29 protein-coding genes are annotated in these 26,431 nt (G+C 47.2%); 28 read left to right on the top strand and 1 reads right to left on the bottom strand.

The features are described 5' to 3' along the window. The first annotated feature begins 6 nt into the window (after window positions 1–6). From BUA14_RS09745 to BUA14_RS27860, 10 genes are all read left to right on the top strand, one after another. Window positions 7–702, top strand: a complete 696-nt coding sequence (locus BUA14_RS09745; protein ID WP_072772432.1) for a YidC/Oxa1 family membrane protein insertase — start codon at window positions 7–9, stop codon at window positions 700–702. Between the two features lie 21 nt (window positions 703–723). Continuing rightward, window positions 724–1,362, top strand: coding sequence for an RNA-binding cell elongation regulator Jag/EloR (gene jag / locus BUA14_RS09740; RefSeq protein WP_072772431.1), 639 nt, complete (start codon window positions 724–726; stop codon window positions 1,360–1,362). 98 nt (window positions 1,363–1,460) lie between these two features. Then, on the top strand, window positions 1,461–2,840 hold the full coding sequence (gene mnmE, locus BUA14_RS09735) for a tRNA uridine-5-carboxymethylaminomethyl(34) synthesis GTPase MnmE (RefSeq protein WP_072772430.1): 1,380 nt from the start codon (window positions 1,461–1,463) through the stop codon (window positions 2,838–2,840). An 8-nt stretch (window positions 2,841–2,848) separates the two neighbouring features. Then, the gene (gene mnmG, locus BUA14_RS09730) at window positions 2,849–4,762 is read left to right on the top strand and encodes a tRNA uridine-5-carboxymethylaminomethyl(34) synthesis enzyme MnmG (protein ID WP_072772429.1); all 1,914 of its coding nucleotides are present in this window, start codon (window positions 2,849–2,851) and stop codon (window positions 4,760–4,762) included. After that, window positions 4,752–5,471, top strand: coding sequence for a 16S rRNA (guanine(527)-N(7))-methyltransferase RsmG (gene rsmG / locus BUA14_RS09725; protein ID WP_072772428.1), 720 nt, complete (start codon window positions 4,752–4,754; stop codon window positions 5,469–5,471). The genes mnmG and rsmG overlap by 11 nt, the downstream gene beginning before the upstream one ends. 418 nt (window positions 5,472–5,889) lie before the next feature. Next, the gene (locus BUA14_RS09720; RefSeq protein ID WP_072772427.1) at window positions 5,890–6,651 is read left to right on the top strand and encodes a ParA family protein; all 762 of its coding nucleotides are present in this window, start codon (window positions 5,890–5,892) and stop codon (window positions 6,649–6,651) included. After that, window positions 6,644–7,495, top strand: coding sequence for a ParB/RepB/Spo0J family partition protein (locus tag BUA14_RS09715; RefSeq protein ID WP_072772426.1), 852 nt, complete (start codon window positions 6,644–6,646; stop codon window positions 7,493–7,495). The genes BUA14_RS09720 and BUA14_RS09715 overlap by 8 nt, the downstream gene beginning before the upstream one ends. Before the next feature lie 488 nt (window positions 7,496–7,983). Then, the gene (locus BUA14_RS09710) at window positions 7,984–8,673 is read left to right on the top strand and encodes a DUF554 domain-containing protein (protein ID WP_072772425.1); all 690 of its coding nucleotides are present in this window, start codon (window positions 7,984–7,986) and stop codon (window positions 8,671–8,673) included. 28 nt (window positions 8,674–8,701) lie between these two features. Beyond that, the gene (locus tag BUA14_RS09705; RefSeq protein WP_072772424.1) at window positions 8,702–9,202 is read left to right on the top strand and encodes a DUF4446 family protein; all 501 of its coding nucleotides are present in this window, start codon (window positions 8,702–8,704) and stop codon (window positions 9,200–9,202) included. A 705-nt stretch (window positions 9,203–9,907) separates the two neighbouring features. Further along, complete coding sequence (locus tag BUA14_RS27860) at window positions 9,908–10,075, top strand: hypothetical protein (protein ID WP_178371665.1); 168 nt, start codon at window positions 9,908–9,910, stop codon at window positions 10,073–10,075. 367 nt (window positions 10,076–10,442) lie between these two features. Here the strand turns inward: BUA14_RS27860 and yyaC are convergent, their stop codons facing one another. Continuing rightward, the gene (gene yyaC / locus BUA14_RS09695; protein WP_005815163.1) at window positions 10,443–11,012 is read right to left on the bottom strand and encodes a spore protease YyaC; all 570 of its coding nucleotides are present in this window, start codon (window positions 11,010–11,012) and stop codon (window positions 10,443–10,445) included. 117 nt (window positions 11,013–11,129) lie between these two features. Between yyaC and BUA14_RS09690 the strand changes: the two genes are divergently transcribed. From BUA14_RS09690 to BUA14_RS09605, 18 genes are all read left to right on the top strand, one after another. Then, on the top strand, window positions 11,130–12,161 hold the full coding sequence (locus tag BUA14_RS09690; RefSeq protein WP_072772423.1) for a YkvI family membrane protein: 1,032 nt from the start codon (window positions 11,130–11,132) through the stop codon (window positions 12,159–12,161). Between the two features lie 102 nt (window positions 12,162–12,263). Beyond that, complete coding sequence (gene hypA, locus BUA14_RS09685; protein WP_011462320.1) at window positions 12,264–12,608, top strand: hydrogenase maturation nickel metallochaperone HypA; 345 nt, start codon at window positions 12,264–12,266, stop codon at window positions 12,606–12,608. After that, window positions 12,605–13,285, top strand: a complete 681-nt coding sequence (hypB, locus tag BUA14_RS09680) for a hydrogenase nickel incorporation protein HypB (RefSeq protein WP_072772422.1) — start codon at window positions 12,605–12,607, stop codon at window positions 13,283–13,285. The genes hypA and hypB overlap by 4 nt, the downstream gene beginning before the upstream one ends. Next, complete coding sequence (locus tag BUA14_RS09675) at window positions 13,245–13,679, top strand: tetratricopeptide repeat protein (RefSeq protein WP_242954629.1); 435 nt, start codon at window positions 13,245–13,247, stop codon at window positions 13,677–13,679. The genes hypB and BUA14_RS09675 overlap by 41 nt, the downstream gene beginning before the upstream one ends. Window positions 13,680–13,866: 187 nt before the next feature. Beyond that, window positions 13,867–14,511, top strand: a complete 645-nt coding sequence (locus tag BUA14_RS09670; protein ID WP_072772420.1) for a CBS domain-containing protein — start codon at window positions 13,867–13,869, stop codon at window positions 14,509–14,511. 393 nt (window positions 14,512–14,904) lie between these two features. After that, the gene (locus tag BUA14_RS09665; RefSeq protein ID WP_072772419.1) at window positions 14,905–15,696 is read left to right on the top strand and encodes a CvpA family protein; all 792 of its coding nucleotides are present in this window, start codon (window positions 14,905–14,907) and stop codon (window positions 15,694–15,696) included. A gap of 56 nt (window positions 15,697–15,752) precedes the next feature. Next, window positions 15,753–15,956: a DUF951 domain-containing protein gene (locus BUA14_RS09660; protein ID WP_072772418.1), complete on the top strand. Its 204-nt coding sequence runs from the start codon at window positions 15,753–15,755 to the stop codon at window positions 15,954–15,956. 79 nt (window positions 15,957–16,035) lie between these two features. Beyond that, window positions 16,036–17,136 carry a redox-regulated ATPase YchF gene (gene ychF, locus BUA14_RS09655; protein WP_072772417.1) on the top strand — a complete coding sequence of 367 codons (1,101 nt, stop codon included), beginning with the start codon at window positions 16,036–16,038 and terminating at the stop codon, window positions 17,134–17,136. Between the two features lie 147 nt (window positions 17,137–17,283). Continuing rightward, window positions 17,284–17,571 carry a 30S ribosomal protein S6 gene (gene rpsF / locus BUA14_RS09650; RefSeq protein ID WP_072772416.1) on the top strand — a complete coding sequence of 96 codons (288 nt, stop codon included), beginning with the start codon at window positions 17,284–17,286 and terminating at the stop codon, window positions 17,569–17,571. 15 nt (window positions 17,572–17,586) lie between these two features. After that, window positions 17,587–18,000, top strand: a complete 414-nt coding sequence (locus BUA14_RS09645) for a single-stranded DNA-binding protein (protein ID WP_005815182.1) — start codon at window positions 17,587–17,589, stop codon at window positions 17,998–18,000. 21 nt (window positions 18,001–18,021) lie between these two features. Continuing rightward, the gene (gene rpsR, locus BUA14_RS09640; RefSeq protein WP_011462317.1) at window positions 18,022–18,252 is read left to right on the top strand and encodes a 30S ribosomal protein S18; all 231 of its coding nucleotides are present in this window, start codon (window positions 18,022–18,024) and stop codon (window positions 18,250–18,252) included. A 122-nt stretch (window positions 18,253–18,374) separates the two neighbouring features. Continuing rightward, complete coding sequence (locus BUA14_RS09635) at window positions 18,375–18,698, top strand: MazG-like family protein (protein ID WP_072772415.1); 324 nt, start codon at window positions 18,375–18,377, stop codon at window positions 18,696–18,698. A 36-nt stretch (window positions 18,699–18,734) separates the two neighbouring features. Next, on the top strand, window positions 18,735–19,697 hold the full coding sequence (locus BUA14_RS09630; protein WP_072772414.1) for a DUF2232 domain-containing protein: 963 nt from the start codon (window positions 18,735–18,737) through the stop codon (window positions 19,695–19,697). A gap of 43 nt (window positions 19,698–19,740) precedes the next feature. After that, complete coding sequence (gene rplI / locus BUA14_RS09625; protein WP_072772413.1) at window positions 19,741–20,187, top strand: 50S ribosomal protein L9; 447 nt, start codon at window positions 19,741–19,743, stop codon at window positions 20,185–20,187. Window positions 20,188–20,213: 26 nt separating this feature from the next. Continuing rightward, the gene (lonC, locus tag BUA14_RS09620) at window positions 20,214–22,172 is read left to right on the top strand and encodes a Lon family ATP-dependent protease (RefSeq protein WP_072772412.1); all 1,959 of its coding nucleotides are present in this window, start codon (window positions 20,214–20,216) and stop codon (window positions 22,170–22,172) included. Between the two features lie 20 nt (window positions 22,173–22,192). Then, on the top strand, window positions 22,193–23,527 hold the full coding sequence (gene dnaB / locus BUA14_RS09615; RefSeq protein WP_018307496.1) for a replicative DNA helicase: 1,335 nt from the start codon (window positions 22,193–22,195) through the stop codon (window positions 23,525–23,527). 271 nt (window positions 23,528–23,798) lie between these two features. Further along, the gene (gene purB, locus BUA14_RS09610) at window positions 23,799–25,097 is read left to right on the top strand and encodes an adenylosuccinate lyase (RefSeq protein WP_486598959.1); all 1,299 of its coding nucleotides are present in this window, start codon (window positions 23,799–23,801) and stop codon (window positions 25,095–25,097) included. Window positions 25,098–25,129: 32 nt separating this feature from the next. Next, window positions 25,130–26,413, top strand: coding sequence for an adenylosuccinate synthase (locus BUA14_RS09605; RefSeq protein ID WP_072772410.1), 1,284 nt, complete (start codon window positions 25,130–25,132; stop codon window positions 26,411–26,413). The last annotated feature ends 18 nt before the right edge of the window (window positions 26,414–26,431 follow it).

The raw sequence follows: 26,431 nt of genomic DNA, 5'->3' as shown, positions 1-26,431 counted from the left end.
GTTTTTGTGAGTACATTTGTCGGATGGATGACCGAATTGCTGAAGTGGTTATATAATTTAACCGATTTGGTTGGTTTCGCCAGCTATGGCTTGGCGATTATTCTTCTCACCATTATTATTAAGACGTTGATTTACCCTCTTACCTGGAAGCAGATGAAGTCCATGCGCAAGACCATGGAGATTCAGCCTAAGCTTCAGGAAATTCAGAAAAAATATAAAAGCAACCCCGAAAAGCTCAATCAGGAAACGATGGCGCTTTATAAGCAGCATAATCTCAATCCGGCCGGGGGCTGTCTGCCTTTACTTGTTCAATTGCCGATTTTCTGGGCTTTGTATAATACTCTCTTTCATTTTGACAATTATATTGCCGATCCCAGTCAAGCGATGTTTTTATGGTTCAGCATCACCGAGAACGGCAACTTGGTTCTCGCCATCCTGGCAGGCGCTACAACCTTTTTACAGACGAAGCTTACTACAGCGTCCAATCCGGCTATGAAGGCTCAAAATAACACTGGAAAACCTGATCCTGCTCAGTCGACGCAAAAGATGATGCTTTATTTCATGCCTCTGTTTATGGCCTATATTACTTGGACCGTGCCATCAGGCCTTGGTTTGTACTTCTTTACGATGAATATTGTTTCTGTTTTTCAACAGCTTTATATTAATCGCAAACTGAATAAAGAACAGGTTGAGGTTGCATAGAGTTACAAAGGGAGGATATCCATGAGATTTGCTGAGAAAACAGGTAAAACTGTCGAAGAAGCTATTAATGCTTGTCTGAACGAATTAGGAGTTGAGCGAGACCGGGTAAGGATTGAAGTGTTGGAAGAGCCTATGAAAAAGGGACTTTTCGGGTTGCTGGGAACCACCCTTGCCAAAGTGCGCGTCAATTATGAAGATTGTCCGGGTGAGCTGGCCTGTTCGTTTCTTAAAGATGTGTGTGACTCAATGGGTGTCATTGCTGAGTTTAACTATAAACAACAAGGGCAGCATTGGCTCATTGATATTTCCGGTGAAGAACTGGGCATCTTAATCGGCCGTAGGGGAGATACTCTGGAAGCTCTTCAGTACTTATCCAATCTTGCTGTAGCTAAGCAGCTTGCCGAAAAGGTTCGTGTTATTATTGATGTGGAAGGGTATCGTCAGCGGCGGGAAGAGACCTTAGTCCGCTTAGCCAAGCGGTTATCTGATAAAGTAAAGCGTACCGGAACTCGTGTTGTCTTAGAACCTATGAATCCTCATGAAAGAAGGATTATCCATACTGCTTTGCAGGATGATGCACGGATCTCCACCTTTAGTGAAGGTGAAGAACCCAATCGTAAAGTGGTTATTTCCTTAAAACGGACAAAAGAAATTTCCTGAGGGGTAAGGCTACCCCTCTTTTTTTGTATTAGGCACTGCCTTTCATGGTATATTAGGCAGGAGCAGTTTTGGATATTGATTGAATTGGAGCGGATCCCATGGATGATACGATTATTGCTTTAGCTACGGCTGTAGGTGAAGGAAGTATACATGTTTTAAGAATAAGCGGACCTCAGGCGAAGGGGATCATTGAGCAAGCCTTTACACCTCACCACCCTCAGCGCTGGCGGGAAAAAAGCAATTTTACATTGCACTTAGGTCTTTTTCGGGCCGGGGAAAAGGTCCTGGATGAAGTGCTCATCGGCAGAATGTCAGCTCCAGGCTCTTATACAGGGGAAGATGTCTATGAGATCAATTGTCATGGCGGTCTTTATATCGCCGAGCGGATTATGAGAGAATGCGTACGTTTGGGGGCACGTCTTGCTGAAGCCGGAGAATTCACGAAGCGCGCCTTTCTTAATGGCAAGCTGGATTTAATTCAGGCTGAGGCTGTTGTGGATTTGATTTCAGCCAAAACGGACAGTTCAGCCGATCTGGCCCTTGCTCAGATGGATGGCTTGCTTTCTCAAAAAATCGTTTTGCTTAAGGATCAGGTTATGGAGACCCTGGCTTTTATTGAGGCCGGTATTGATTTTCCTGAAGATGATGTGGAAAGTTTGGATCGGGATGCCCTTCTCCAGCGCATCAGTAAGGGACTTGAGCTGGCTCGTGATTTGCTTGAAGGGAGCAAGACGGGAAGAATCCTCCGGGAAGGCATGCTGACGGTGATTGTCGGACAGCCTAATGTGGGCAAATCCAGTCTGCTTAATGCTTTGATGGGGGAAGAGAGGGCTATTGTTACAGACATACCGGGTACGACCCGGGATGAGATTCGGGAATCGGTCACTATCGGCGGTATACTTTTGCAGCTGGTGGATACGGCGGGAATTCGTGAAAGCGAGGATCTCGTTGAAAAACTGGGTATTGAGCGATCCTGGAAAGCTATGGAGAAAGCCGAACTGATTCTTCTGATCATTCAGGCCGGCCAAGAGCTTAAGGCTGAAGAGCTGAAGATTTTAAGTCAGTATGATCAAGATGTGATCGTTTTAATTAATAAAATGGACCTTATGGTCGGCCGGGAACAGGCGGAGGAAGTTCTTCAGAACTACCCCACTCAGCAAGGAGTTTGGATTCCTTTTTCGGTGAAAGAAAATTTGGGCTTTAAGCAGTTGGAGAGAGAGATTAAACATAGGGTCTATCAAGGTAAAGCAGAAAAAAGTAAAGAGCCTTTAATCTCCAATATCCGTCAAATCACGGCCTTAGAGAGAGCTGCATCAGCCTTGACAAACGGTTGGGATTCGGTTAAGAACGGCCTTCCCTGGGATATCGTATCCATTGATATCCGTCAGGCTCTTCAGGAAATTTCCCAAATGACGGGGGATAGTGTTGAAGAGTCCTTGCTGGATGATATTTTCTCACGATTTTGTATTGGAAAGTAGGAGGAACCGTGGAATATTTGGCGGGAAACTATGATGTGATTGTGGTAGGCGCCGGACATGCGGGCTGTGAAGCGGCTTTGGCTGCCGCACGTATGGGTTGCCGAACCTTGTTGATCACCCTCAGCTTAGATAATATAGCCCATATGGATTGCAACCCCTCTTTGGGAGGGCCGGCCAAAGGCCATTTAGTCAGGGAGATCGATGCTTTAGGCGGGCAAATGGGCATTACCGCCGATGAGACATCCCTGCAGGTCCGTATGTTGAATACGGGAAAAGGCCCGGCGGTTCATGCTTTGCGGATCCAGTCCGATAAGCAAGCCTATCATCTTCATATGCGCAATGCTATTTTAGGTCAGGAACATTTAGTTCTTCACCAGGCTTTGGTAGAGCGCATCAAAACCGAAGATGGGGAAGTGAGCGGTGTCGTAACGCGGACAGGAGCCTTCTATGCTGCGCCCAATGTGATTTTAACCAGTGGGACCTATTTGCGGGGACGGATCATTATCGGCGATGCTATGTATGAAGGGGGCCCTAATGGACAGCAGACAGCCATGAACCTTTCCGGTGCCTTAAAAGATCTTGGCTTGGAGCTGGGACGTTTTAAAACAGGGACACCACCGCGGATTCATCGCCGCTCTGTGGATTACACCAAGTTTACTGTCCAGCCTGGGGATCCTGTTCCCTGGCGTTATTCTTTTATGCCCACCCAAAGCATGTTTTGGGGTCGTGATGTGGACAAACAAATTCCTTGTTGGTTAGGGTATACCACACCGGAGACTCATCAGATCATCCAGGATAATATTCACCGGGCCCCCTTATACTCAGGAAAAATCGAAGGTATTGGCCCCCGCTATTGTCCTTCGATCGAAGATAAAGTTGTGCGCTTTGCCGATCGTCCTTCTCATCAAATCTTCCTCGAACCTGAGGGCTGGGATAGTGACGAACTCTATGTGGCAGGATTATCCACCAGCATGCCGGAGGAAGTACAGTATGATATTATCCATAGTGTTCCCGGGTTGGAGAAGGCCGAACTTTTGCGTCCCGGCTATGCTATAGAGTATGATTATGTGAAGCCCTATCAGCTTTCCCTGAGCCTGGAAGTGCGCAAGATTCCCGGACTTTTCACGGCAGGGCAGCTTAATGGGACCTCCGGTTATGAGGAAGCGGCGGCCCAGGGTTTATTGGCAGGAATTAATGCAGCACTGCGGGTTCAAGGGAAGGAACCTTTTATCGTCCGCCGCTCTGAAGGTTACCTGGGCGTATTGATCGATGACTTGGTCAATAAAGGGGTCAAGGAGCCTTATCGGTTGCTGACTTCCCGAGCGGAGTATCGTTTGATTCTCCGTCAGGACAATGCGGATCTGCGCTTAACTCCCCGGGGCAGAGAGATCGGTTTGGTTAAGGATGAGCGCTGGGCGGCTTTTGAAAAGAAAAAGGCAGCCATCGCTGAAATTAATGCCTTATGGCGGGGAACTACTTTTTCACCTCTTAATGAACATTTGGCAGAGGTTTTGGCAGGGGTTCATTCCGCGGCAGTTCATGGCGGCATCAGCGGCGAGGAACTGATGAGAAGACCGGAAATTACGATTAACGAAATTAAACAGCTTATGCCTCAGCTGGGGTCCTATGATGAAGAAGCGCTGCTGGAAGCGGGGATTGAAATCAAGTATGCGGGCTATATTGAAAAACAGCTTGCCGAAATTGAGCGCTTCGCTAAGATGGAAGAGCGCTTAATCCCTGAGGATATTGTTTATGATGAGATTAAGGGATTATCTACAGAGGGACGGCAAAGGCTGAAAGAGGTTGCACCTTTTAATATGGGTCAGGCTACTCGGATTACAGGAGTGACGCCGGCGGATATCTCCGTTTTATTGGTCTATCTGGAACAAAAGCGCAGAGGGGGTCAGGTTCATGCTACCTGAGCATAAAGAGCTTCTGGGCAGATTAACCCGCGAACGATTGAATATTGAACTGAGTGCGGATCAGCTTGAAAAGTTTTCTATTTATGCAGATCGATTAGTTGAATGGAATGAAAAAGTCAATTTAACAAGTATTACGGAACTCGAAGAAATAATTCTGAAACATTTTGTGGATTCACTTACTTTGGTTTCTTTAGTTCGGGGCAACAAGCTTGCCGATATTGGAACAGGGGCTGGGTTTCCCGGAATTCCTCTAAAAATTCTTTTGCCTGAACTTGAGATTTATCTGGTGGACTCTTTGGCAAAGCGCTTGGACTTTTTAGAAAGTGTTATTAAAGAATTGAAATTAGCAAAGGTCAAAACAGTACACGCCAGAGCGGAAGATTTTGCCAGGGACTCCCATTACCGGGAAACCTTTGATTGCGTTACATCCCGGGCAGTTGCCCGCCTGCCTGTGTTGCTGGAGTATGCTGTCCCTCTGCTTAAAAAAGGCGGGTACTTTTTGGCAGCAAAGGGATCCAAAGCTCAGGAGGAGGCTATGGAGTCACAAAAGGCTTTGACGGTCTTAGGGGCTGAGATCAAAGAAATTAAATTCTTTAACCTGGGAGCCGAAGCCGAGCACCGGGCCATTATCCTGGTGGAGAAAACTTCACCAACTCCCCCTGCTTATCCCCGCAAGGCTGGTACTCCAGCGAAGAAGCCCTTGCTGTAGCGATAGAATTGACTGGCAATGATTTTGCTGATGATTTTTGAGAGAAGCGCCTTTGGGCGCTCTTTTTTCTTTCAACGATCAGATTTCCATGCAGCTTAGCTGCACCACTGATGAATCGAAAATTTAGTGTGGGTCGCGTAGTTTACGAGGCATTATTTTTCAGAGCAGCAAGTATAAGCTTGTGCACTATACTTTCTAAGCATAAGGGCAACCAGGGCTCCGTTTCATTTGCGAGCCTGGTTTTCTTTATTATCTATTTTCCTTTGCTTTTCCGACGAAATCCCTAGTTTTATCGGGTGTGATTTGATACTATAGTCAATAGACGGTGAGTTATCCACTATAGTCAATTGATAATAAACTATTGACTACAGTATGTCTGAAATTCAGCCTTGCAGTGTTGAGAAGGAGGAGTCACACTTTGGCTAATATTATTGCAATTGCCAATCAAAAAGGTGGAGTAGCCAAGACGACTACAGCCGTTAATTTAAGTGCCTGCCTTGTTGAACAGGGAAAAAAGGTGCTGCTCCTAGATCTGGATCCCCAAGGAAATGCGACAAGCGGTTGTGGTGTAATTAAAAGTAAGTTGAAGAATAGTATTTATGATGTACTTATTAACGAAGTGCCCATCGACAGAATTATAAAACAGACAGAGTTAACTGGACTATTTATTGCACCCGCTCAAATCGAACTTGCCGGTGCTGAGATTGAGCTGGTTGGACTGGAGCAAAGAGAAGGCAAACTTGCTTCAGCTCTCATGAACATTAAGGATGACTATGATTTTATTATTATTGATTGTCCTCCCTCTCTGGGTTTGCTTACTCTCAATGCTTTAACTGCCGCAACGGATGTCCTTATTCCCGTTCAGTGTGAGTATTATGCTCTGGAAGGCCTTAGTTTGTTGATGGATACGATTCAAAGGGTAAAAGGACGCTTAAATCCTCGTTTAAATATCTTGGGTGCGCTGCTGACTATGTTTGATGCCCGGACCAATTTAGGTATCCAAGTGGTTGATGAAGTTAAAAAGTACTTTAAAAGTAAAGTGTTCTCGACTATTGTACCGAGGAATGTGCGGCTAGGAGAAGCTCCAAGCCATGGCAAACCAATTGTCCTGTATGATGATCGTTCACGGGGCGCAGAGGTTTATCGCGATTTAGCAGAGGAGGTATTGCAGCGTGTCTAAAAAAGCTTTAGGTCGTGGCCTGGAAGCATTGATTGGTGCCGAACCTGTGAGCAATGAAGCCTCAGTTCATGAAATTGAGTTGGATAAAATACGTCTTAATCCCGATCAGCCAAGGAGGAGTTTTAACCAGGAAAGTTTGGAAGAGTTAGCAGCTTCTTTAAAGACACATGGCTTGCTTCAGCCCATTTTAGTTCAACTTAAAGATGAAGAATATATTATTGTTGCCGGTGAAAGACGTTATCGTGCCGCCATTTTGGCCGGACTTGCTAAAATTCCCTGCCTTATTAAAACGGGAAGTGAGCAGGAGTTGGCTGAAAAGGCTTTGATTGAAAACATCCAAAGGTCGGACCTTTCACCAGTTGAAGAAGGCTTGGCTTATGCCCGCCTCATCAAAGAGTATGAACTAACTCAGGAACAGGTTGCCGAAAGAGTCGGAAAAGGACGCCCGACGGTGGCTAATCTTCTCCGTATCATTCAATTGCCGGATCCGGTGCTCCATTTAATTCAGGAAGGTAAATTGAGTCTTGGTCATGCTAAAGTTCTCTTGGCGATCAAGGATTCATCCCTGCAAGTCCTTTTGGCCCAGAAGGTAGCGAAAGAAAGCTTACCGGTGAGAGACTTAGAAAGTCTGATTTTAAAATATACTGAGCAGCACGTGACTCCTAAAAAAGCTAAAACGAAGAATTCATTCCTATTCACTCAGATTGAGGATCAATTGCGGTCTTCATTTCAAACGAAGGTAAAGGTTAAAGGAGATGCTGGTAGAGGCAAGATTGAAATTGAGTATTTTTCTGAAGATGAGTTTAATCGTCTTTTGGAGATATGGAATATCAAAGTTGATTAGAAATGTTCCACGTGGAACATTTTCTTTTGCACTATCAGACAGTATAAGCTAAGTGCAACCAGCGATTTCGCCTCATTTGCAAGCATAGGCTTAAAGCAATAAGTGCGAAAGCAGTGTTTACGGGGGTTTCTTTACCCTTGTCAAAATCCTCAAGGGTAGATATTAACTGTATTTGATAAAGAGACTTCGGGGGAATGAGTATTGATTTCTAGGTTTTTGTAAGCTATAATCCATGTAATGTTTATTTGAGACCCCCTTGTGCTCAGGAACTAGATTAAAATGGTTTGTTGTTCCACGTGGAACACTTATATTAACTGAGCCGAGTTCAATGATAAATAATAGTAACTGATTCGATAATGCTGCGGGTATATGGGAGTTGCTTTACATGGATAAGCAAATTCAGAAACAGGAAACAATATTGCGCGAAATGAACTGCGGGGTTGAGTTGAAAAAATTGTTCCACGTGGAACAGTGATGAAGGTGAAAATGTGCTGGGTACAATTGTGAATTCGTTAGCGATCATTGGCGGAGCCTTGGTGGGTATACTTTTCGGTAAAGCCCTGCCTGAAAAAATAAAAAGAACAGTGATCCAAGGGATAGGGCTGGCGGTTATTCTCATTGGTTTAAGGATGGCTTTGACAACCAATAACCCGCTGGTGGTTATAGGGAGCTTGGTTTTAGGAGGAATAATCGGCGAATGGATTGATATTGAGGATAAGCTTCAGCAGCTGGGGAAATGGCTGGAAAGTAAATTTGCTAAAGGAGGAAATGGCAATTTCACCAAAGGATTTGTTTCCTCAAGCTTAATGTTTTGTGTGGGGGCCATGGCTATCATGGGGGCTCTGGAAAGTGGACTTAAAGGAGTCCATGACACACTCTATGCCAAATCCATGCTGGATGGTATTACCTCCATTGTCTTGGCTTCATCCATGGGGATCGGTGTCTTGGTTTCCGCCGTTCCTGTCTTTCTTTATCAAGGCGGGATAACAATCTCCGCTGCACTCCTGCAAGGATTTCTTTCCGATCCCGTTATAGCGGAGATGAGCGCTACGGGTGGATTACTCATTGTTGGAATTGGTCTGAACATACTGGAGATTAAAGAAATAAAGGTAGGAAATCTACTGCCGGCAATATTTATTGCGGTACCCATCACTATGCTGCTAGCGCAGATGGCTTAGCCGTTAAAAATGGATTGAGGAGGATATTATGAATCTGGAAGAAATAATGCCCTTATCCTACTGGGCGATTGCTTTGGTGGCTGTATTATGTATCGTCGAATTTATTTGGATTGTTATTTTGCAGAATCGCCTGAAGGGGTTTCAAAAATCCTATCTCGCCCTGCAAACCTTTCTTGATGGGAGCTCACTGGACCAACAGCTTAAAGAATATATAAGCGGGGTTAACCATATTAAGGACAATGTGGAAAAGATGGAAAAGAGAATGGACCAAGTAGAGCTTAAGCTCCGTTCTTCTATCGATAGAGCTGAGTTGGTGAGGTTCAACGCCTTTGACAATATGGGAAGCGACCTGAGTTTTGCCTTAGCATTGCTTAATCAACAGGGAGACGGTGTCGTTCTTTCATCGATTAATAATCGCGAGGAATCAAGAGTCTATGCTAAACCGATAAGCCATGGCGAATCCAGTTATCATCTATCTCAGGAAGAAAAGGCAGCCATAGGAAAAGCCAAGGAAACGATCAAGATTTAAGGACAATATGAATTAAAGCCTATAGTGATATTTAAATAAAGAAGGGGTTGTCGCAAAGCGTTGGTGAGCAGTGCGACAACCCCATTTTTAATAGTTCTCATTATTAACAGTTCAACTGTATACTTGAAAGTTCCCCCCAAAAAAGCAGCCTGAGAATACTCTGCCAAAATTACCCTTGCCCACACCTTGCAATTCCCTTCAAACAAGCTATAATTATTATTAGGTGGAAATTAAAAAGTCGCCGTGACCTGAAAGTGTTGACGCACTTCCAGGCACGAGCAGGTGTACAGGCACCTACACGTAACAGTCCAGCTGTCCACGACGACATTCTTATTATACAACGCTGCCCGTTTCCGCACAAGCAGGATGCCTGTGCTGGGGGTGAGGCGGGTATAGTGGGATGTTGGCAGGAAGCAGACTGTGCGGCTTCACGCAGCAGGAGATTCAGCCTATTCCTGACCCAGGCAACGGAAAGGGATTGTTCGCGTACCCGGTTATGCGGACCGCTTTTCTGTTCACAGCCGGTTTGCTTCCGGTTGAGTAGGGTTGGGTATTTAGGATCCAGCAGATAACGAAGCATAGCGCATGTGTAGGGTGAAAAAAACCTCGCATGCGCTTTTTAATTTCCCCTATCAAAGCAGCCGTCGGGGCCGGGTCATGACCTGGAGCCTCGCCGCTGCTTAAAATAGGGGGTATAGAAAAGGGATGACGGATTATCGCAAGATGTATTTTCAATTGGCGGCTCAGGTCGCCGATGCCGTGGATATTCTTTTAAAAGCGCAGCAGGAGGGAGAGAGAGAATTCGTGGATGGAGAGCCCTATTCCGGACTCAAAGGCATTGCCCTTCAGGATGAAAACCATGATTCTGAATAAAGAAGGAGAAGGAGAGTTCCCGGCTGCTGCTCGGAGCAGGGAATCATTTGGGGATTAAGTCATTCAGTGCGTGGCTTTAGAATGGATATCCGGCCTATCTCTATACTTTATGATTTGATTTCCCCGGTGGTTACAGCCGAAGTGAAAGAGTATGGAAATAGAGTTTGTCCCCAAACGCGACAACGTTGTCGCGTTTGGGGACAAAGTTCGTGCCGGATGCCACCACCCAAGAATGGCAGGGTCTGAAAGCTGAAATCCATATAGCGATCCCCTAAATGACGAAGAGACTGTCTTATTGGGACGGTCTCTTTGCTCGTTGAGTTATGGATGTCAGCTGAATAACCTAATATAAAATATACAATGTGAATTAAGAAATCCTCGTTTTAATATAAGCATTGGCCAGGAGCTCACTCATCGTCTCGGCCATTTTCCAAACCAAGCCGAGACGGGTATTCTGTAAAACCATGTATTCCATGAACCCTCCCACATTGACAATACCGGTGAGATGAACTTCCCCTACAGAGGGAAGCTCCTTGTGGACTCCTGCTCCAGGCTTTAAAGGCCCATTGGCAAGGGTGATATTGCCAACAGAGTCCATCTTGCCCAGGCAAGCATCAATGGCGATAATAAAAGGATTGTAATAGGAGTTTTGGATATACTTAATGTACTCCGGTAAATTTGTGGCATGGACCGGCTGTTCAAGAGTTCCCAAAACACTGAGCTTAGGTAAACCTCTTTGACTTAGGTAAGTACCGATTAGCGGACCAAGGGCATCGCCGGTTGAACGATCTGTGCCAATACATAAAATCACCAGGGGGCGGTGGCGTTCACTGTGCAGAACATCGATCAGACGGGCCTCCATCTTCTGGGTTCCAATTTTATCATCAAAATGAGCCTTGTATTTATGAGACTCGGTAAACACCGAAAGTATGCTCATGAGTTCCCCTCCCAAAATATGTAAAACAATATATGTCTAAATTATTCCCTTGTTGCCGGGAATTTATGCATGAGTGGTAAGAAGAAGCCATAAGCATGAGGCAGGGGGGAGTATTTTATGAATAAAAGAGTCATTTTTCAAATTGCTGCAACCTATGTTGGAGCAGTTATGGGAGCAGGCTTTGCCTCTGGTCAGGAGATACAGCAGTTTTTCGCTAATTTCGGAAGTGCAGGAATCATCGGGATTCTGTGCAGCACGATTCTCTTCGCCGGCCTGGGGTGGATCATGCTTGATCTGCAGAAGCGGTGGAAAGTAACCTCCTATGCTGATTTTTTTGAGCATTTATTTGGTAAACGCTGGGGCAACAGAATGGACATCCTTGTGAGCCTGCTTTTATTCATCGGCATGGTGGCCATGATGTCAGGGGCTGGGGCGGTCTTTCGGCAGTTCTTTAACTTATCCCCTTGGCTGGGCATTCTTATCACAGCGTTGATCATATCCCTGGCCCTGTGGTTCAAGGGAGAAGGTGTGCTTTGGATTAATAGCATGCTTATACCCTTGAAATTCATGTTCTGTATCGGCATCGGCTTATGGGCCATACTCTTTGCTACGGGAACAAAAGACGCGGGAATAGAACTTGCCGCCAATCCTCTTATCCATAATTGGCTGTTCTCGAGTATTCTCTATGTTTCATTTAATCTAACCTTGGCTATGGTGGTCTTCGCCTCTCTCGGCAAGGAAGTTCAGAGGCCGGAAGGCCGCATTGGAGCTTTATTGGGCGGAATAGCTCTTGGTCTGTTTGCCCTGGTGATTGCACTGACACTTTTGAAGTTTCCTGAAGTCAGAGGTTTTGAGATACCCATGGTTGCCGTAGCGGGAAGTTTAGGATCATGGCCGGGCTTTTGCTATGTGACTGTCCTCTGGTTAGCTATGCTCACGGCAGCCATAGGCAATGGTTTTAGTCTGATTACCCATATGGAAAAGAAATTCAAACTCCATTATAAAAAGGCGGCAGCCGTCCTCCTTCTGCTGGTCGTTCCTCTTTCGGGGGTAAAATTTTCTTTAATAGTAAAGATGATTTATCCCCTATTTGGCTACCTGGGGTTGGTGTTTATTCCCGTGCTCTGTTGGTCCTGGTTAAAAAGATAGGTGGATACCCTTGCGGATACGGTTATTTTTGGGATAAGATAGATTGAAGGGGACTTCTTTCAGTGATAAACATGTAAGCATGGATTGGCAAGGAGTGATTGGGTGCATGAGATGTCCTTGATGGGTGGGGTCTTTGAAGCTATTGAAGCAACTTTAGCCCATCATCACGTAAAAAAGGTGCTTTTGGTAAAGCTTAAAATCGGACAATTAACCAATGCGGAGCCTGATGCCTTACAGATGGCCTTTGCAGCCTTTGCCCAAGGAACTGTGTGCGAAGGTGCTGAACTTCAGATTGAAATGTTGCCGGTAAAGGGCCGCTGTCGGAGCTGCAGTGAAGAATTTATGGTGCCGGGACTTATTTTTGCCTGCCCAGTTTGTCAACATCTGGGGATTGATATTACACAGGGAGAAGAATTGCTTCTGGAAAGTTTGGAGGTTGAAGAATGAGCAGCCAGCGTGAAATTGCCGTTATGGCCAATTTACTGCAGAATAATGACATTCATGCGGAAATCAATCGCAAGCACTTTGAAAATAACAACTGCTTAGCCGTTAATATGATCGGTTCCCCGGGGGCAGGGAAAACCACTCTCCTGGAACGAACGCTGTCCTACTTAAAAGAAAAGCACAGCATAGCCGTGATCGAGGGAGATATCTTTACCAGCAGAGATGCTGATCGGATAGCCCAGCATGATATTCCTGTGGTTCAGATCAACACCGGCGGCGGCTGTCATTTGGATTCCAAAATGGTCGAGAAAGTTCTTCCTGAATTTCAGTGGGATAATTTAGATTTGATGATTATTGAGAATGTGGGTAATCTCGTCTGTCCTGCCGATTTTGATTTGGGGGAAGAATTTAAGGTGGTTGTCCTTAGCGTTGTTGAAGGGGATGATAAACCTGCAAAGTACCCGGTGATTTTTCGCAATTCAAAAGTGGCCGTCTTAAATAAGATGGATTTATTGGCTTTGGTGGAAACGGATTTGGACGCCATGAAGAAAGATATATTTTACATCAATCCGGAGATTAAAATTTTTGAGGTCTCCTGCCGTACCGGAGAGGGTCTGCAAGAATGGGTCCAGTGGCTTGATGAAAAAATCCGGCAAACAAGGGATCAAGCCCATGAGTGATGCCGGCTTCCGACAAGGACTGGAGTATCTGGAGGCCGGGCAGCTCAAGGATGCGGAGGAAGCCTTCCAAAGCTATCTGCAAGAGCATCCGGAGGATGCTTTGGGTCACAATAAATTAGGTGTGGTTTACGGCAGGCTCCAGGATATGGAAAAGGCTAAGGCCTGTTTTTTAAAGGCCATAGAGCTGGACAAGAACTGTATTCATGCCTGGAATAATTTGGGAAATATTGCTCGTCAAGATGGAGAACTAGATCAAGCCATTCGTTATTATCAAAAGGCAGTAGACATAGACCCGATTAATCCGATTCCTGCTAAGAATTTAAGGACGGTACAAAGACAAGCCAAATGGTCTTTTTCAAGAATAAAGGACCTTCTCGGGAAGAATAGCGACTAATTCTTATCGATTGCCCATCGTGCCTATGTCCTAGAGACAGGTCGCATTGTCCTTCCCGGAGCTGCTAATGAGCTGGTTGGAGAGCTCTAAAGTACGTAAAGCCTATCTTTGGTGGGTAAGAGTCCCTTAAATTTAGAGGAAGTTGAAGGGCAAAGGTCGAATACTCTTAGCAAGAAAAGAGTGTTGAATGGAAAGGGTGATCTTAATGTATGTGAAGCAATTTATGACTTCTCGAGTATTTACAGTGAGCCCGGAAGATAATATTGCCGATACCATGGCTCTCATGAGAGAGAAGCAAATCAACCGTTTACCTGTAGTTGATAAAGGCAAGCTCGTCGGGATTGTTACGGATGGAGATCTGCGCGAGGTATCTCCCTCGCCGGCAACGACACTCAGTATTTTCGAATTGAATTATCTCGTGGGGAAAACGCCGATTCGCGATGTGGCGGTTAAAAAAGTCATCACCTGTACCCCGGATACCAAAATTGAAGATGCAGCCCTTCTCATGAGGGAACATGGCATTGGTGCCTTGCCGGTTGTTGAAGATGGCAAGTTGGTGGGGATTGTGACCGAGTCGGATATTTTTGATACGTTCCTGGACATCATGGGCTTCCGCAGCCCCGGCCAGCGCTTTGTTATTGAGACCAAAGATGAAGTAGGTGTCATGGTGGATTTATCCTCCATCATGAAAGAGCATGATGTTGATATTACCAGTTTAGCGGTCTATCATTTAAAAGATAACAGAGTTCAGATTCTCGCCCGCCTTAACGGGGACCGGGTGAATGAAGTCAAAGAAAGCCTTGTTGCTAAAGGCTATAGTTTAAGTCATTGATTTGATATGCGGAAAAGCACCTTGAGGGTGCTTTTCTGCTGTAGGCGGGGTTTGTTTGAACGCAGCTTTCTTCAGTGTTTAATCTTCTCGCGCCATGAAGTATAATGGAGAAGACCCTCAGGCCGTTGCAGTAGTGCAGGCAGAGGATGAAAAATGTTGTTTGCTGCCCGGGCCGCGTAACTTTACGCACAACGCGTACTCCATAGCTCCGGGGCTGGTCCACTCGCTCTCTTAACAGCATCTGCGGCGGATAAGCATGCTTTGGAGAGTGCCGCCTTGAGCGTTAGTTTTGTCCGCGCAGCTTATGGAGCGACCGGTGTGAAGCAAAATCCTGGAGATCCAGCTTTCAAGGCTACTTATAGAGTATCCTGAGCTTACAAGGAGGGGGAGTCCATGAACAGCTTCGATATGCTCATTCTGGCTATCGTTCTTATTGGCGCAATCCAAGGGTACCGCAAGGGCCTTATTTCCGGCTTGATCAGCCTGGGCGGCTCGATTCTTGGACTTGTTCTCGCTGCCAAAAACTATCCAATCCTGCTGCAATGGTTAGAGCAAAATACTCCTTTAAGAGACTGGCTGGAAACAGTCATGTATCAGCGCATGCTGCCTTCCGTGCAAGCTAAAGCAGCGATGATTCAGGAAGAGACCCTGGATAAGATCCTCTCCATGTTTCCTGAAGAGTTCAAAGATATTCTCAGCGGCTCCAATCTGCCCGATATGCAGATCTACACGGACAGTGTCATGCAATCCATTGCCCAAAACTTCACCCAGGCTTTCGCAGACAATGCTTTAAAGATCATTTCCTTTGCCTTGATCTACTTTGGGGTGATTCTGCTTGTGGAGATCGTCTCCGCCATACTGCTGGCTCCTTTGGGTTTATTGACGACCACCATCAATGGGGGCGGCGGATTCATCGTCGGCGGATTGGTTACCTTCCTTGGCCTGGCTATTTTTGTCGGGCTGTTTTCTCCCTTGATAACGATGGCTAACCCTGATGAAACCATAGGGTTCTTCGAGAACTCGACACTTTATCCCTATTTAAAAGAAACCTTCGCCTACTTAGGGGAGCTCCTGCGTTTTAATATTGAACAGGGTTTGAAGTGGCCCCTGGATTTACAGGAATTGAATTTGCCCATAGACCTTAAGGATATTCCTTTGCCTAATCTTCATAACGTTGATTTATGATCGGCAATAGAGGGCACAATGTGTAATGGCTAGCGAGAAAAGGGGGGCTCATTGTTGTGATTGCTTTGCAAATAGGAGATATAATTCGTCTGCGCAAACCACATCCCTGCGGGAGCACGGACTGGAAAGTCATGCGCACCGGTATGGATTTTCGTATTCAGTGCCTGGGATGTCAGCACCAGGCCTGGATTCCCCGAGTCAAGCTGGAACGGCAGCTGAAAGAGGTTCTTCAAAAAGCTCATCATCCTGAGCAACCCTAAGGGAAAGCTTGCGGTTTAGCCAAGATTCCCCTATAATCTTAGAGGGTTTGAGTGAAAATAAGCTGGAGGTTTTTTAAACATGACATTGCATGCAGGGATTGTTGGTTTGCCTAATGTAGGGAAATCAACATTATTTAATGCCATAACTCAAGCGGGTGCAGAAGCCGCAAATTATCCCTTTTGCACAATTGACCCCAATGTAGGAATGGTACAGGTACCGGATGCTCGCCTGCAGGTTCTCGCTGAGATGGTTCATCCTGATAAAATAGTCCCTGCTACGGTGGAATTTGTGGATATTGCCGGATTGGTCAAGGGAGCCAGCAAAGGAGAGGGACTGGGAAACAAATTCTTATCCCATATCCGGGAAGTGGATGCCGTTGTTCATGTGGTTCGTTGCTTTGAAGACAGCAATGTGGTGCATGTGGAAGGCAGTGTGGATCCGAAGAGAGACATCGACATCATCCAGTTAGAACTTATCCTTGCCGATATGGAAAGTGTGGAAAAGCGCTTAGAGCGTTCTGCTAAGCTTTTAAAATCAGGGGATAAGAAAGCTCAAATTGAAGTGGCCCTGCTTAACCGTTTAAAAGAAACCCTGGATGCCGGTCTGGCAGCCCGCTCTTTGGAATTCAGCGATGAGGAGCGGGAAATGTTGAAATCCTTCCCTCTCTTAAGTATGAAGCCGGTTCTCTACGCCGCTAATGTGAGTGAAGAGGAAATAGCTCAGCCTGACAATAACCCTTATGTCCGCAAAGTAAGGGAAATAGCCGCCGCGGAAAATTCAGAGGTGGTGGTGGTCTGCGCCAAGATCGAGGCTGAGATTGCCGAGCTGGAAGAAGAGGAGAAAAAGGTTTTCCTGGAAGACTTAGGCCTTACCGAATCCGGTTTGGACCGTCTGATTCGTGCCGCTTTCCATTTGCTTGGCTTGATGACTTATTTTACAGCAGGTCAAATCGAAGTGAGAGCTTGGGAGATTCGCCGGGGAATGAAAGCGCCTCAAGCGGCTGGAGTAATTCACACTGACTTTGAGCGGGGATTTATCCGCGCTGAAGTGGTCGCCTATAAGGACTTCGTGGAAAATGGCGGTCTTAATGGCGCCAAAGAAAAGGGTTTGGTTCGTTTAGAGGGAAAAGAATATATCATGAATGACGGAGATATCGTTCATTTTCGCTTTAATGTCTAAGACATTTGCCGGTACGATAAGAATTTCCATTTGCATAGTCTTGGTCAAAGTGCTATAATCTTTAAATGGTAGTCTTTATGTAGTCTATCCAGACTATGTATCCCTGCCCCTGTCATGGGGGCCGCAAGTCCGAGGGGAGGTGCAGTTATGAAAGCGTACGAAGTACTTTATGTCATCCGTCCTGATTTGGACGATGAGGCAGTTGCCGCAACAGTGGACAAGTTATCCGAAGTTGTTACCAACAACGGCGGAGCAGATGTTGCTATTGATAAATGGGGCAAACGCCGCTTAGCTTACGAAGTTAAGGATTATCGGGAAGGTTTTTACATCCTGATGAATTTTAATGGTGAAGCTCGTACGGCACAAGAGGTTGAGCGGATCATGAAGATCTCCGATGCCGTTGTGCGTTTCCTTACCACGAAAAAAGAAGATTAGTAGGGAGGGGTTACTATGTTGAACCGCGTCGTTTTAATAGGCCGTTTAACGAAAGACCCCGAGTTACGTTATACCCCGAACGGGGTTGCGGTGGCCAGCTTTAGCTTAGCTGTGGATCGCAATTTCAAGAATGCTAACGGGGAACGGGAAGCGGATTTTATTCCATGTGTAGTATATAGACAACTGGCTGAGCTTTGTGCGAATTATCTTGCCAAAGGTAAATTAGCAGCTGTCGACGGGCGGTTGCAGGTTCGCACTTATGATGCTCAAGATGGGCAACGCCGTTGGGTTTATGAGGTCGTCGCTGAGAACGTACGATTCCTTAGCCCTAAAGATGGCGGAAATTCCGGATATGGAGCATCTTCAGGAGCCAGTGATGCAGGGACTTATGGTCATGAAGTGAGCTTAGATGACGATATCCCATTCTAAATCGGAAAGGGAGTGAATTTTATGAAACGTGAACGCGGACGCCGTCCAAGAAAACGGGTATGCAGCTTTTGTGTCGATAAGGTAGAGTCCATCGACTACAAGGATACACATAAAATACGCAAGTATATTACCGAGCGCGGCAAGATTCTACCTCGCCGTATTTCTGGAAATTGTGCAAAGCATCAACGTCAGGTGACAGTAGCGATTAAAAGAGCTCGCCACATTGCGTTATTGCCTTATATCGTAGAATAAAGAATGAGGGGGAGCTGTTGCTCCCCTTTTTATACTTTCCTTGCAGGAAATCAGTGCCGGATTAGCGAACATTTTTTAGATGGGGATTAATAAGGTTATAACATACAGTACAGTGATAAAATATGACGGGAGGGGCACCCGTGGCTGAAGTCGATATCGTCAAAGGGTTAAAAGCCATTGAAGAGATTAAGGTAGAAATGCTTAAAGCACAGTGGGCCATGCAGGAGGGATCTCTGCGTGGATCGGAAGGAGATATGCTCCAAGGTTTAGCTGATCTTGTTGCTTTAAGCTATTTGCTGACCCGCCGCATGGGGTTTGATTTTTCAAAGTTGGATCGCACTCTGTTGCAGCGTTTAGAGGAATGGAAAACCGAGGATCACCATAAAGTAGAAACTCAATGGGGTGATATCAGCTTATTGCTAAGCTATCTGGCCCCTGAAGATTGAACGAGATTTCCTTTTTTAATAGATTGGAGCATCGGAATGTACGTCAGTGACCAAAAAACCACCAATACCTTAGCAGTGCTTGTCCTGGTGATCGGGCCCTGGCTCGGAGTCTCTATGCAAGTTTGGGGATGGATGCTGGATATTCTCTTACTTATCGCCTTGTTATGGGTTGGACGAAGTGTCGGAAGACAAAGATTACGCTATGGGCTGGTCTTTTTGATTTCAGGGTATGGGCTGGCCTTGCTTTTCAATGGAGTTTCTTCCCTCCACTACTTCAGCTTTGTTCCCTGGGCAGCCTTAGTCACTCTATGGGGAATGGGGGCCAATGTCCCCCAGCGGGCCCTTGTTTTCTGGAGTTTAGTCGCGGCAGGGATCCTGGGAGTATTGCCTACCCTGGCCATGCTCATGCAAGGGATTCCCCAGGAAAGCATCCAGAGCTTTGTGCAAAATATGATGGAGCAATACCGTCAGGCGGGCATGCTGGAAAGCTTAAAAACTCAAGGCATATCTGAGTTGGAGCTTCAGTCCTTATTTGAACAAATCGTCAATACCCTGATTATGTTGACTCCCGGTCTGGTAGCCATTACAGCCCTTGCCAAGTGGGGGGCCGTCTATTATACGTTTCTGCGCTGGATGCCGATTCCCGGCCGGGAATATCGTCCTTTTACGGAATGGCGGCTGCCTTGGTATGCTATATGGGGAATGAATTTTGCCATTGTCAGTTACCTTCTGGGCGATCAATTCCAATGGCTGGCCATGAAGAGCATCGGCATCAATCTTATGCTGGTTTACGGAGTCGTTGCTTTTGTCCTGGGAAGCGCTCTTTTTGTTACCTTGCTCAGAAAACCTTGGCTATCAGGGTTTTTCCGATTTGTCCTGCTCTTCTCCAGTTTTCTTTATATACAAGTGACGGCTATAGTCTTAATTATCATGGGTTTATTGGATCTGGTGCTGGATTTTCGCCATATGCCCATCCGCAAAAAAGAAGATTCGGATTAGCCCAGTGATCAAGGTGCCGTGATAGCAGAATGGAGGGTTTTCAATGAAAGTTATTTTAAAAACAGATGTCAAAGCGTTGGGAAAGAAAGGGCAAGTTTGTGAGGTTTCCGATGGATACGCACGAAATTTCCTTTTCCCCAAAGGCTTAGCCGTAGAAGCAACTTCGGGTAATCTCAATGACCTGGCTTCCAAAAAAGCCAATGAAGAAAAGAAAAAAGAGCAAGAGAAGCAGGAGGCCCAAACCCTGGCGGCCAAGCTCAGCTCCCTTTCCGTAGAGATCCACACCAAGAGCGGGGAAGGCGGCAGGCTTTTTGGCTCAGTTACCAATAAAGAGATTGCCGAGGCGCTCAAAACAAGCCATGGCATTAATCTGGATCGCCGTAAGCTGGAGCTGAAAGAACCCATCAAAGCCTTGGGAACCTTTAATGTGCAGGCCAAGCTGCACCCGGAAGTCACGGCACAATTTCAAGTCCATGTCAAAGCATCATGATCAGGCAACTGTGAAAGGGGTCCCTAATGAAAGGGTTATTAAATCATTGGTTTAAAAAGAACGAGACCGAACCAATTCAAGAGGCAGAGGAAATGAGCCAACCAAGCAGCCAAGTAGAGGAGCTGAAAGAGGATGTCCGGAACAGTCATGAGCAATGGCATCATGAAGTGGATGCCCTCTATACTCTGCTCGTTAATTTCTACGGGAGCGATAAATTGGTTTTAAAGGCCACCCGCCTGGAAGCCATTCATCTTATTCAGTCCGATACCATCGGGGAGCGGACAGCCGGTCTGCTCAAGATCATTTTGGACGATCCCACAGACCGTCCCCTGCCCAGTGAAGAGGAGATCCCGCAGCTTCTGCTGGAAATTGAGGACCACTTAGCTGAGCTGATCGCCCGCAGGGCTGTTGAAGATCGCTTGGATAAAGCGGTGGCAGATAAAATGCAGGAGCGGCATGAGGATTATGTCAAAGAAATAAAAAGCCAGCTTCTGAAGGAAAATTCCGGACCGGATAATGCCCAGACCCTTAAGAAATTAGCCCATATAGAAAAGATGAATCTGGTGAAACTGGCCAGTTCTGTTGCGGAAGTCCTGCGGCCTCAGGCTGTCGAAGAAATCATCGGCCAGGAAGTTCCCATGCAGTTTCTCCTGGCTAAGCTGGCTACGCCCTATCCTCAGCACATCATTATCTATGGACCTCCGGGTGTGGGCAAAACGTCGGCGGCCCGGGTAGCCTTAGAGGCCGTCAAAAAGAATGTCAATTCTCCCTTTGCCGAGAGTGCTCCCTTTGTGGAGGTGGATGGTACGACCCTGCGCTGGGATCCCCGGGATGTCACCAATCCCTTATTGGGCTCCGTTCATGATCCCATCTATCAGGGCGCAAAGCGGGACCTGGCAGAGACCGGGATTCCTGAGCCGAAACTGGGTTTAGTCAGTGATGCTCATGGAGGCATTTTATTTATCGATGAAATCGGAGAGATGGACCCTGTTCTCTTAAATAAGCTCCTTAAAGTCCTGGAGGATAAACGGGTTTCTTTCGAATCAGCTTATTATGACCCCAACGATCCTCAGGTGCCTCTTTATATCAAAAAGCTTTTTGAAGAGGGTGCCCCTGCCGACTTTGTGTTAATTGGGGCAACCACCCGGGATCCCAGGGAGCTCAACCCTGCTTTGCGTTCCCGCTGCGGGGAGATTTATTTTAATCCCTTAGAGCCCAGGGATATTCAGCATATCGTTTTCCAGGCTGCGCAAAAGTTGGGAGCAAACCTGGAGGCCAGAGTACCGGAGGTTATCAGTGAGTACGTCTTTGAAGGCAGGAAGGCCAATACCATCCTTACTGATGCTTATGGACTGTCCCGTTACCGTCACCCGGAACAGGAAGTTCTGGTGAAGGCTGAGGAAGTTTATGAAGTGCTGCGTTCAGCCCGGCTTACCCCTTATATCTCCCATAAGGCGGAAGATTGTGGCGAGACAGGAAAGATTTTGGGTCTCGGCGTTCATGGTTTTGTTGGTTCCGTCATTGAACTGGAGGCCATCGTTTTTCCGGGCCGGGAAGGAAAAGGCGCCATCCGCTTCAATGAAACCGCCGGCAGCATGGCCCGGGACGCTGTCTTCAACGCCACGGCCGTTATTCGTTCCCTCACCGGCGAAGACCTCAAGGATTACGATGTTCATGTTAATGTGGTAGGAGGAGGGAATATCGACGGGCCCTCCGCAGGATGCGCCACCACCCTGGCCATCTACAGCGCTTTGAAAAACATACCGCTGCGGCAGGATATCGCCGTCACCGGTGAAATATCCATTCAAGGAAGAGTACGGCCCGTAGGGGGCATTGCCGAGAAGATCTTTGGAGCCAAACAGGCCGGGGTAAAAACAGTCCTCATCCCCAAAGAAAATCAAGCAGATGTACCCTCCGGCCTGCAGGGAATCCAGGTGATCCCCATCGAAACCTTCCGGGAAGCCCTTGAACATGCCTTATTTTAGGTTTTTAGGAGGAGAAGGACATGGAACTAACCAAAGTTCCTCCCCATAATTTAGAGGCGGAACAATCGGTTTTGGGCGCGTTAATGCTTGATCCGGAAGTGGGAAGCTCCGTTTTTGAAGTAGTGCAACCCGAGGATTTTTATCGGGATAATCACCGCCAGATCTTTCTTGCTCTGCGGGACCTCTTTGAAAAGGGAGATCCCATTGACTTGGTTACCGTAGCGGAAAGTCTTCGCCAAAGCGGACGCCTTGAACAAATCGGTGGTATCGCCACCATTTCCCAAATCGCCCGCTCTGTCCCCTCCGCAGTCAATTGTGAGTATTATGCCAGGATTGTGGCGGAGAAATCCTTATTACGCCAACTTATCCGCAGCAGCGGACAGATTGCCGAGAAAGGCTATGAGCCGGGAGAAGCCGCCACATCCCTGCTGGAAGAAGCCGAAAAGATGATCATGGATCTTTCCCAGAGACAGGTGAAAGACGGCTTCGAATCCATTCGCAATATCCTGCTCCATACCTTTGAAAAAATTGAAACCCTCTATGCCAATAAAGGCAGTCTAACGGGAGTCCCGACCTTTTTTACGGAACTGGACCGTATGACATCGGGCTGGCAGCCCTCGGATCTGATTGTGATCGCCGCCCGTCCTTCCATGGGTAAAACGGCTTTGGTACTGAATATGGCCCAAAATGCCGCGGTAAGGGCCAAAGTTCCGGTAGCTCTCTTCAGTCTGGAGATGTCCAAGGAGCAATTGGTCCAGCGTATGCTTTGTTCAGAGGCCATGGTGGATCAGCAGCGGGTCCGGACTGGAGATTTATTGGACACGGATTGGCCTAAGCTAACACGGGCGGTAGGCCCTCTCTCTGAGGCTGAGGTCTTTATTGATGATACCGTAGGGATTTCCCTTGCCGAGTTGCGCTCCAAGGCCAGACGCCTGAAGATGGAACACGGTCTGGGCCTGATTGTCATCGATTACCTGCAGCTCATGTCTTTAGGCAGACGGTCGGAAAGCCGCCAGCAGGAAGTTGCCCAGATTTCCCGGGGGCTCAAAGGGATTGCCCGGGAGTTGAATGTTCCGGTCATTGCCCTTTCTCAGCTTAACCGGGGTGTGGAGCAGCGTCAGGATAAACGGCCGATTATGTCCGACTTATTGGAATCCGGTGCCATCGAAGCGGATGCCGATGTCATCTCCTTTATCTATCGGGATGAATATTACAACCCTGAATCGGATAAAAAGGGCATCGCTGAAATCATTATTGCCAAACACCGGAACGGACCGGTGGGGTCGGTGGAATTAGGATATCTTAAAGAATTTACAAAGTTTGTGAACCTGGATCGCCAGCATCTTTCGGCCTAAGGACTAAAGTCTTTAGGCTTTTCAGATTAATAGGTGCTGTAGAAATGTTAAATATATACGAACATTGACGAATGAAAGAACTTTAACGTTCGAATTTTTTATTGACAAGAAATAGGGAGGACTGCTAAGATAAAATAGGTCTGGGAATGATTTATGTTATTAAGGGCAGAATATTGAGGACTTATTCCAGTGAGGTCCAGCTTAAGGAGTCAACTAAGGAATCGTTCGGATAAGGATCCGAAAGATAGGAAGATTTAGGGGGACTTTTTTGTTGATTAATCGATATACACATCCTGAAATGGGGCAATTATGGCGGGAAGGCTATGAATATGAGCGATGGCTGGAAGTCGAGCTGGCCGTGGCTGAGGTGATGGCTGAGCGGGGTGAGATTCCCTTCCAGGCTCTGTCCGAGATTCGCAGGAAAGCCAAAGTCAATCCGGAGCGAATTGCTGAGATAGAAAAGGTGGTTCGTCATGATCTCATCGCTTTTTTGCAGGGAGTTGTGGAAGAGATCGGCGAAGCGGGCAAATATCTGCATCTGGGGCTAACCTCCTCAGATGTTAAGGATACGGGACTCAGCTTGGTTTTAAGAGATGCCGGGCAGCTTTTGCTTAAGGATCTGCGGGAACTGCGTGAAGCCTTAGCCCAGCGGGCCGTGGAAAGCAAAGATACCGTGATGGTGGGACGTACCCATGGCATTCATGCCGAGCCCCTGACTTTCGGCTTGAAACTCGCTTTATGGATGGCTGAGATCGACCGCCAGATCGAGCGCCTGGCAGCCGCCGTCGAGTCCATTGGGGCCGGCAAGATTTCCGGTGCCGTAGGGACCTATGCCAATGTATCACCGGAAGTTGAAGAAGCGGTCTGTGCCAAATTAGGGCTTAAGCCTGCTTTGGTCAGCAATCAGATTCTTCAGCGGGATCGCCATGCCCACTATGTCACAGCCTTGGCTTTGATCGGGAGCACTCTTGAGAAAATGGCCACAGAGATTCGCAACCTTCAGCGCACAGATATCCTGGAAGTGGAGGAGCCCTTTGCCGAAGGACAAAAGGGGTCCTCGGCCATGCCTCATAAAAGAAATCCCATCGCCTGTGAGCAGATTGCGGGGATGTCCCGGCTGCTCCGGGGCAATGCTCTGGCTGCTATGGAAAATGTAGCTCTCTGGCATGAGCGGGATATGACTCATTCTTCCGTTGAGAGAGTCATTCTGCCTGACAGCAGCATTTTGCTGGATCATATGCTGCGGCAAATGACCCGGGTTATTAAAGGGTTACGCATTCGTTCCGATCAGATGATGGAGAATCTCCTCAAAACCTATGGCTTAACCTCCTCCCAACGGGTTCTGCTCGCGTTAGTCGATAAGGGCTGTATGCGGGAAGAGGCTTATCAATGGGTTCAGCAGGCGGCCTTTGCAGCTTGGGACAACGGCCGGGATTTCCGGGAAGTGATTCAGGAAAATCCCCAGGTTATGGAGCTGCTCACGGCTGAGGAAGTCAACGCTTTGTTTGATTGGAGTTACCATCTTAAGCATATTGACGATATTTTTAAACGCTTGGGCTTAGGCAATTAATGGCTCAAGAAGAAAGAACGGGGGAATCAGGTATGGCATCCGTAGTGTTAATAGGTACTCAATGGGGCGATGAGGGAAAAGGAAAGGTAACGGACTTCCTGGCCGAAAAGGCGGATTTAGTGGTCCGCTATCAAGGGGGGAACAACGCCGGACATACCGTCGTTGCCAAAGGAGAAGAGTTTAAGCTTCATTTGATCCCTTCAGGAATTCTGTATGAAGATAAGACCTGCGTCATCGGCAACGGAGTCGTAGTTGATCCTAAGGTGCTGCTGGAAGAGTTGGCTTATCTGAGCGAACGGAAAGTAAAAACCGGCAAACTCCTGATCAGCTCCAACGCTCATGTCATCATGCCTTATCACCGCATACTTGACGCTTTGGAAGAAGATTCCCGCGGGGAGCATAAAATAGGGACTACGAAGCGGGGCATCGGCCCGGCCTATATGGACAAAACCTTGCGGATCGGCATCCGGATCATGGATTTGATTGATGATGAAGAATTTGCCGGCAAGCTCCGCCGTAATCTGCAGGAGAAGAATAACCTCCTGATCAAAGTATACGGTGTTGAGCCCTTGGACTACGACACCATCTATCAGGAGTATTCCGGCTATGCCCAAAAGATTCGGAGCTTGGTGGCGGACAGCTCCTTAATCATTGACGAGTCCTTGAAAGCCGGGGAAAAGGTTCTATTTGAAGGCGCTCAGGGCACCCTGCTGGATCTGGATCACGGAACCTATCCCTATGTCACCTCCTCCCATCCCATTGCCGGCGGAGCCTGCATCGGTGCCGGGGTTGGCCCTACCCGCATTAATCGGGTGGTGGGAGTTATCAAAGCCTATACCACTCGCGTTGGCGAAGGACCCTTCCCCACCGAGCTGGCGGACGAAACCGGGGAGCTTATGCGTCAGAATGGTCATGAATTCGGCACCACCACCGGCCGGGCCCGCCGCTGCGGCTGGTTTGATGCTGTGATCGCCCGCTATGCTGTGCGGGTCAGTGGCATCTCTGATTTTGCTTTGATGAAGTTGGATGTTTTATCCGGTTTCGAAACCATTAAAATTTGTGTGGGTTATCGGGTCAATAACGAAGTGATTTATGAATTTCCCCAAAGTCAGAAGATATTTAAAGTATGTGAGCCCGTCTATGAGGTTATAGAGGGCTGGCAGGAGGATATCACAGGAGTGACTCGTTTTGAGGATCTGCCGAAAGCCGCTCAGGACTATGTCAGACGGATTGAGCAGCTTACGGAAACCCAGGTTACTCTCATTGCCGTCGGACCCGGCAGAGAACAGACCATTGTCCGCGGCGAAATTTTCTAAGCATATCAGTAGTGCAAC

The sequence above is a fragment of the Desulfitobacterium chlororespirans DSM 11544 genome, assembly GCF_900143285.1.
Lineage (GTDB): Bacteria > Bacillota > Desulfitobacteriia > Desulfitobacteriales > Desulfitobacteriaceae > Desulfitobacterium > Desulfitobacterium chlororespirans.
The sequence above is the reverse complement of the archived record's forward strand: the minus strand, read 5'-3'. Positions and strand labels throughout refer to the sequence as shown.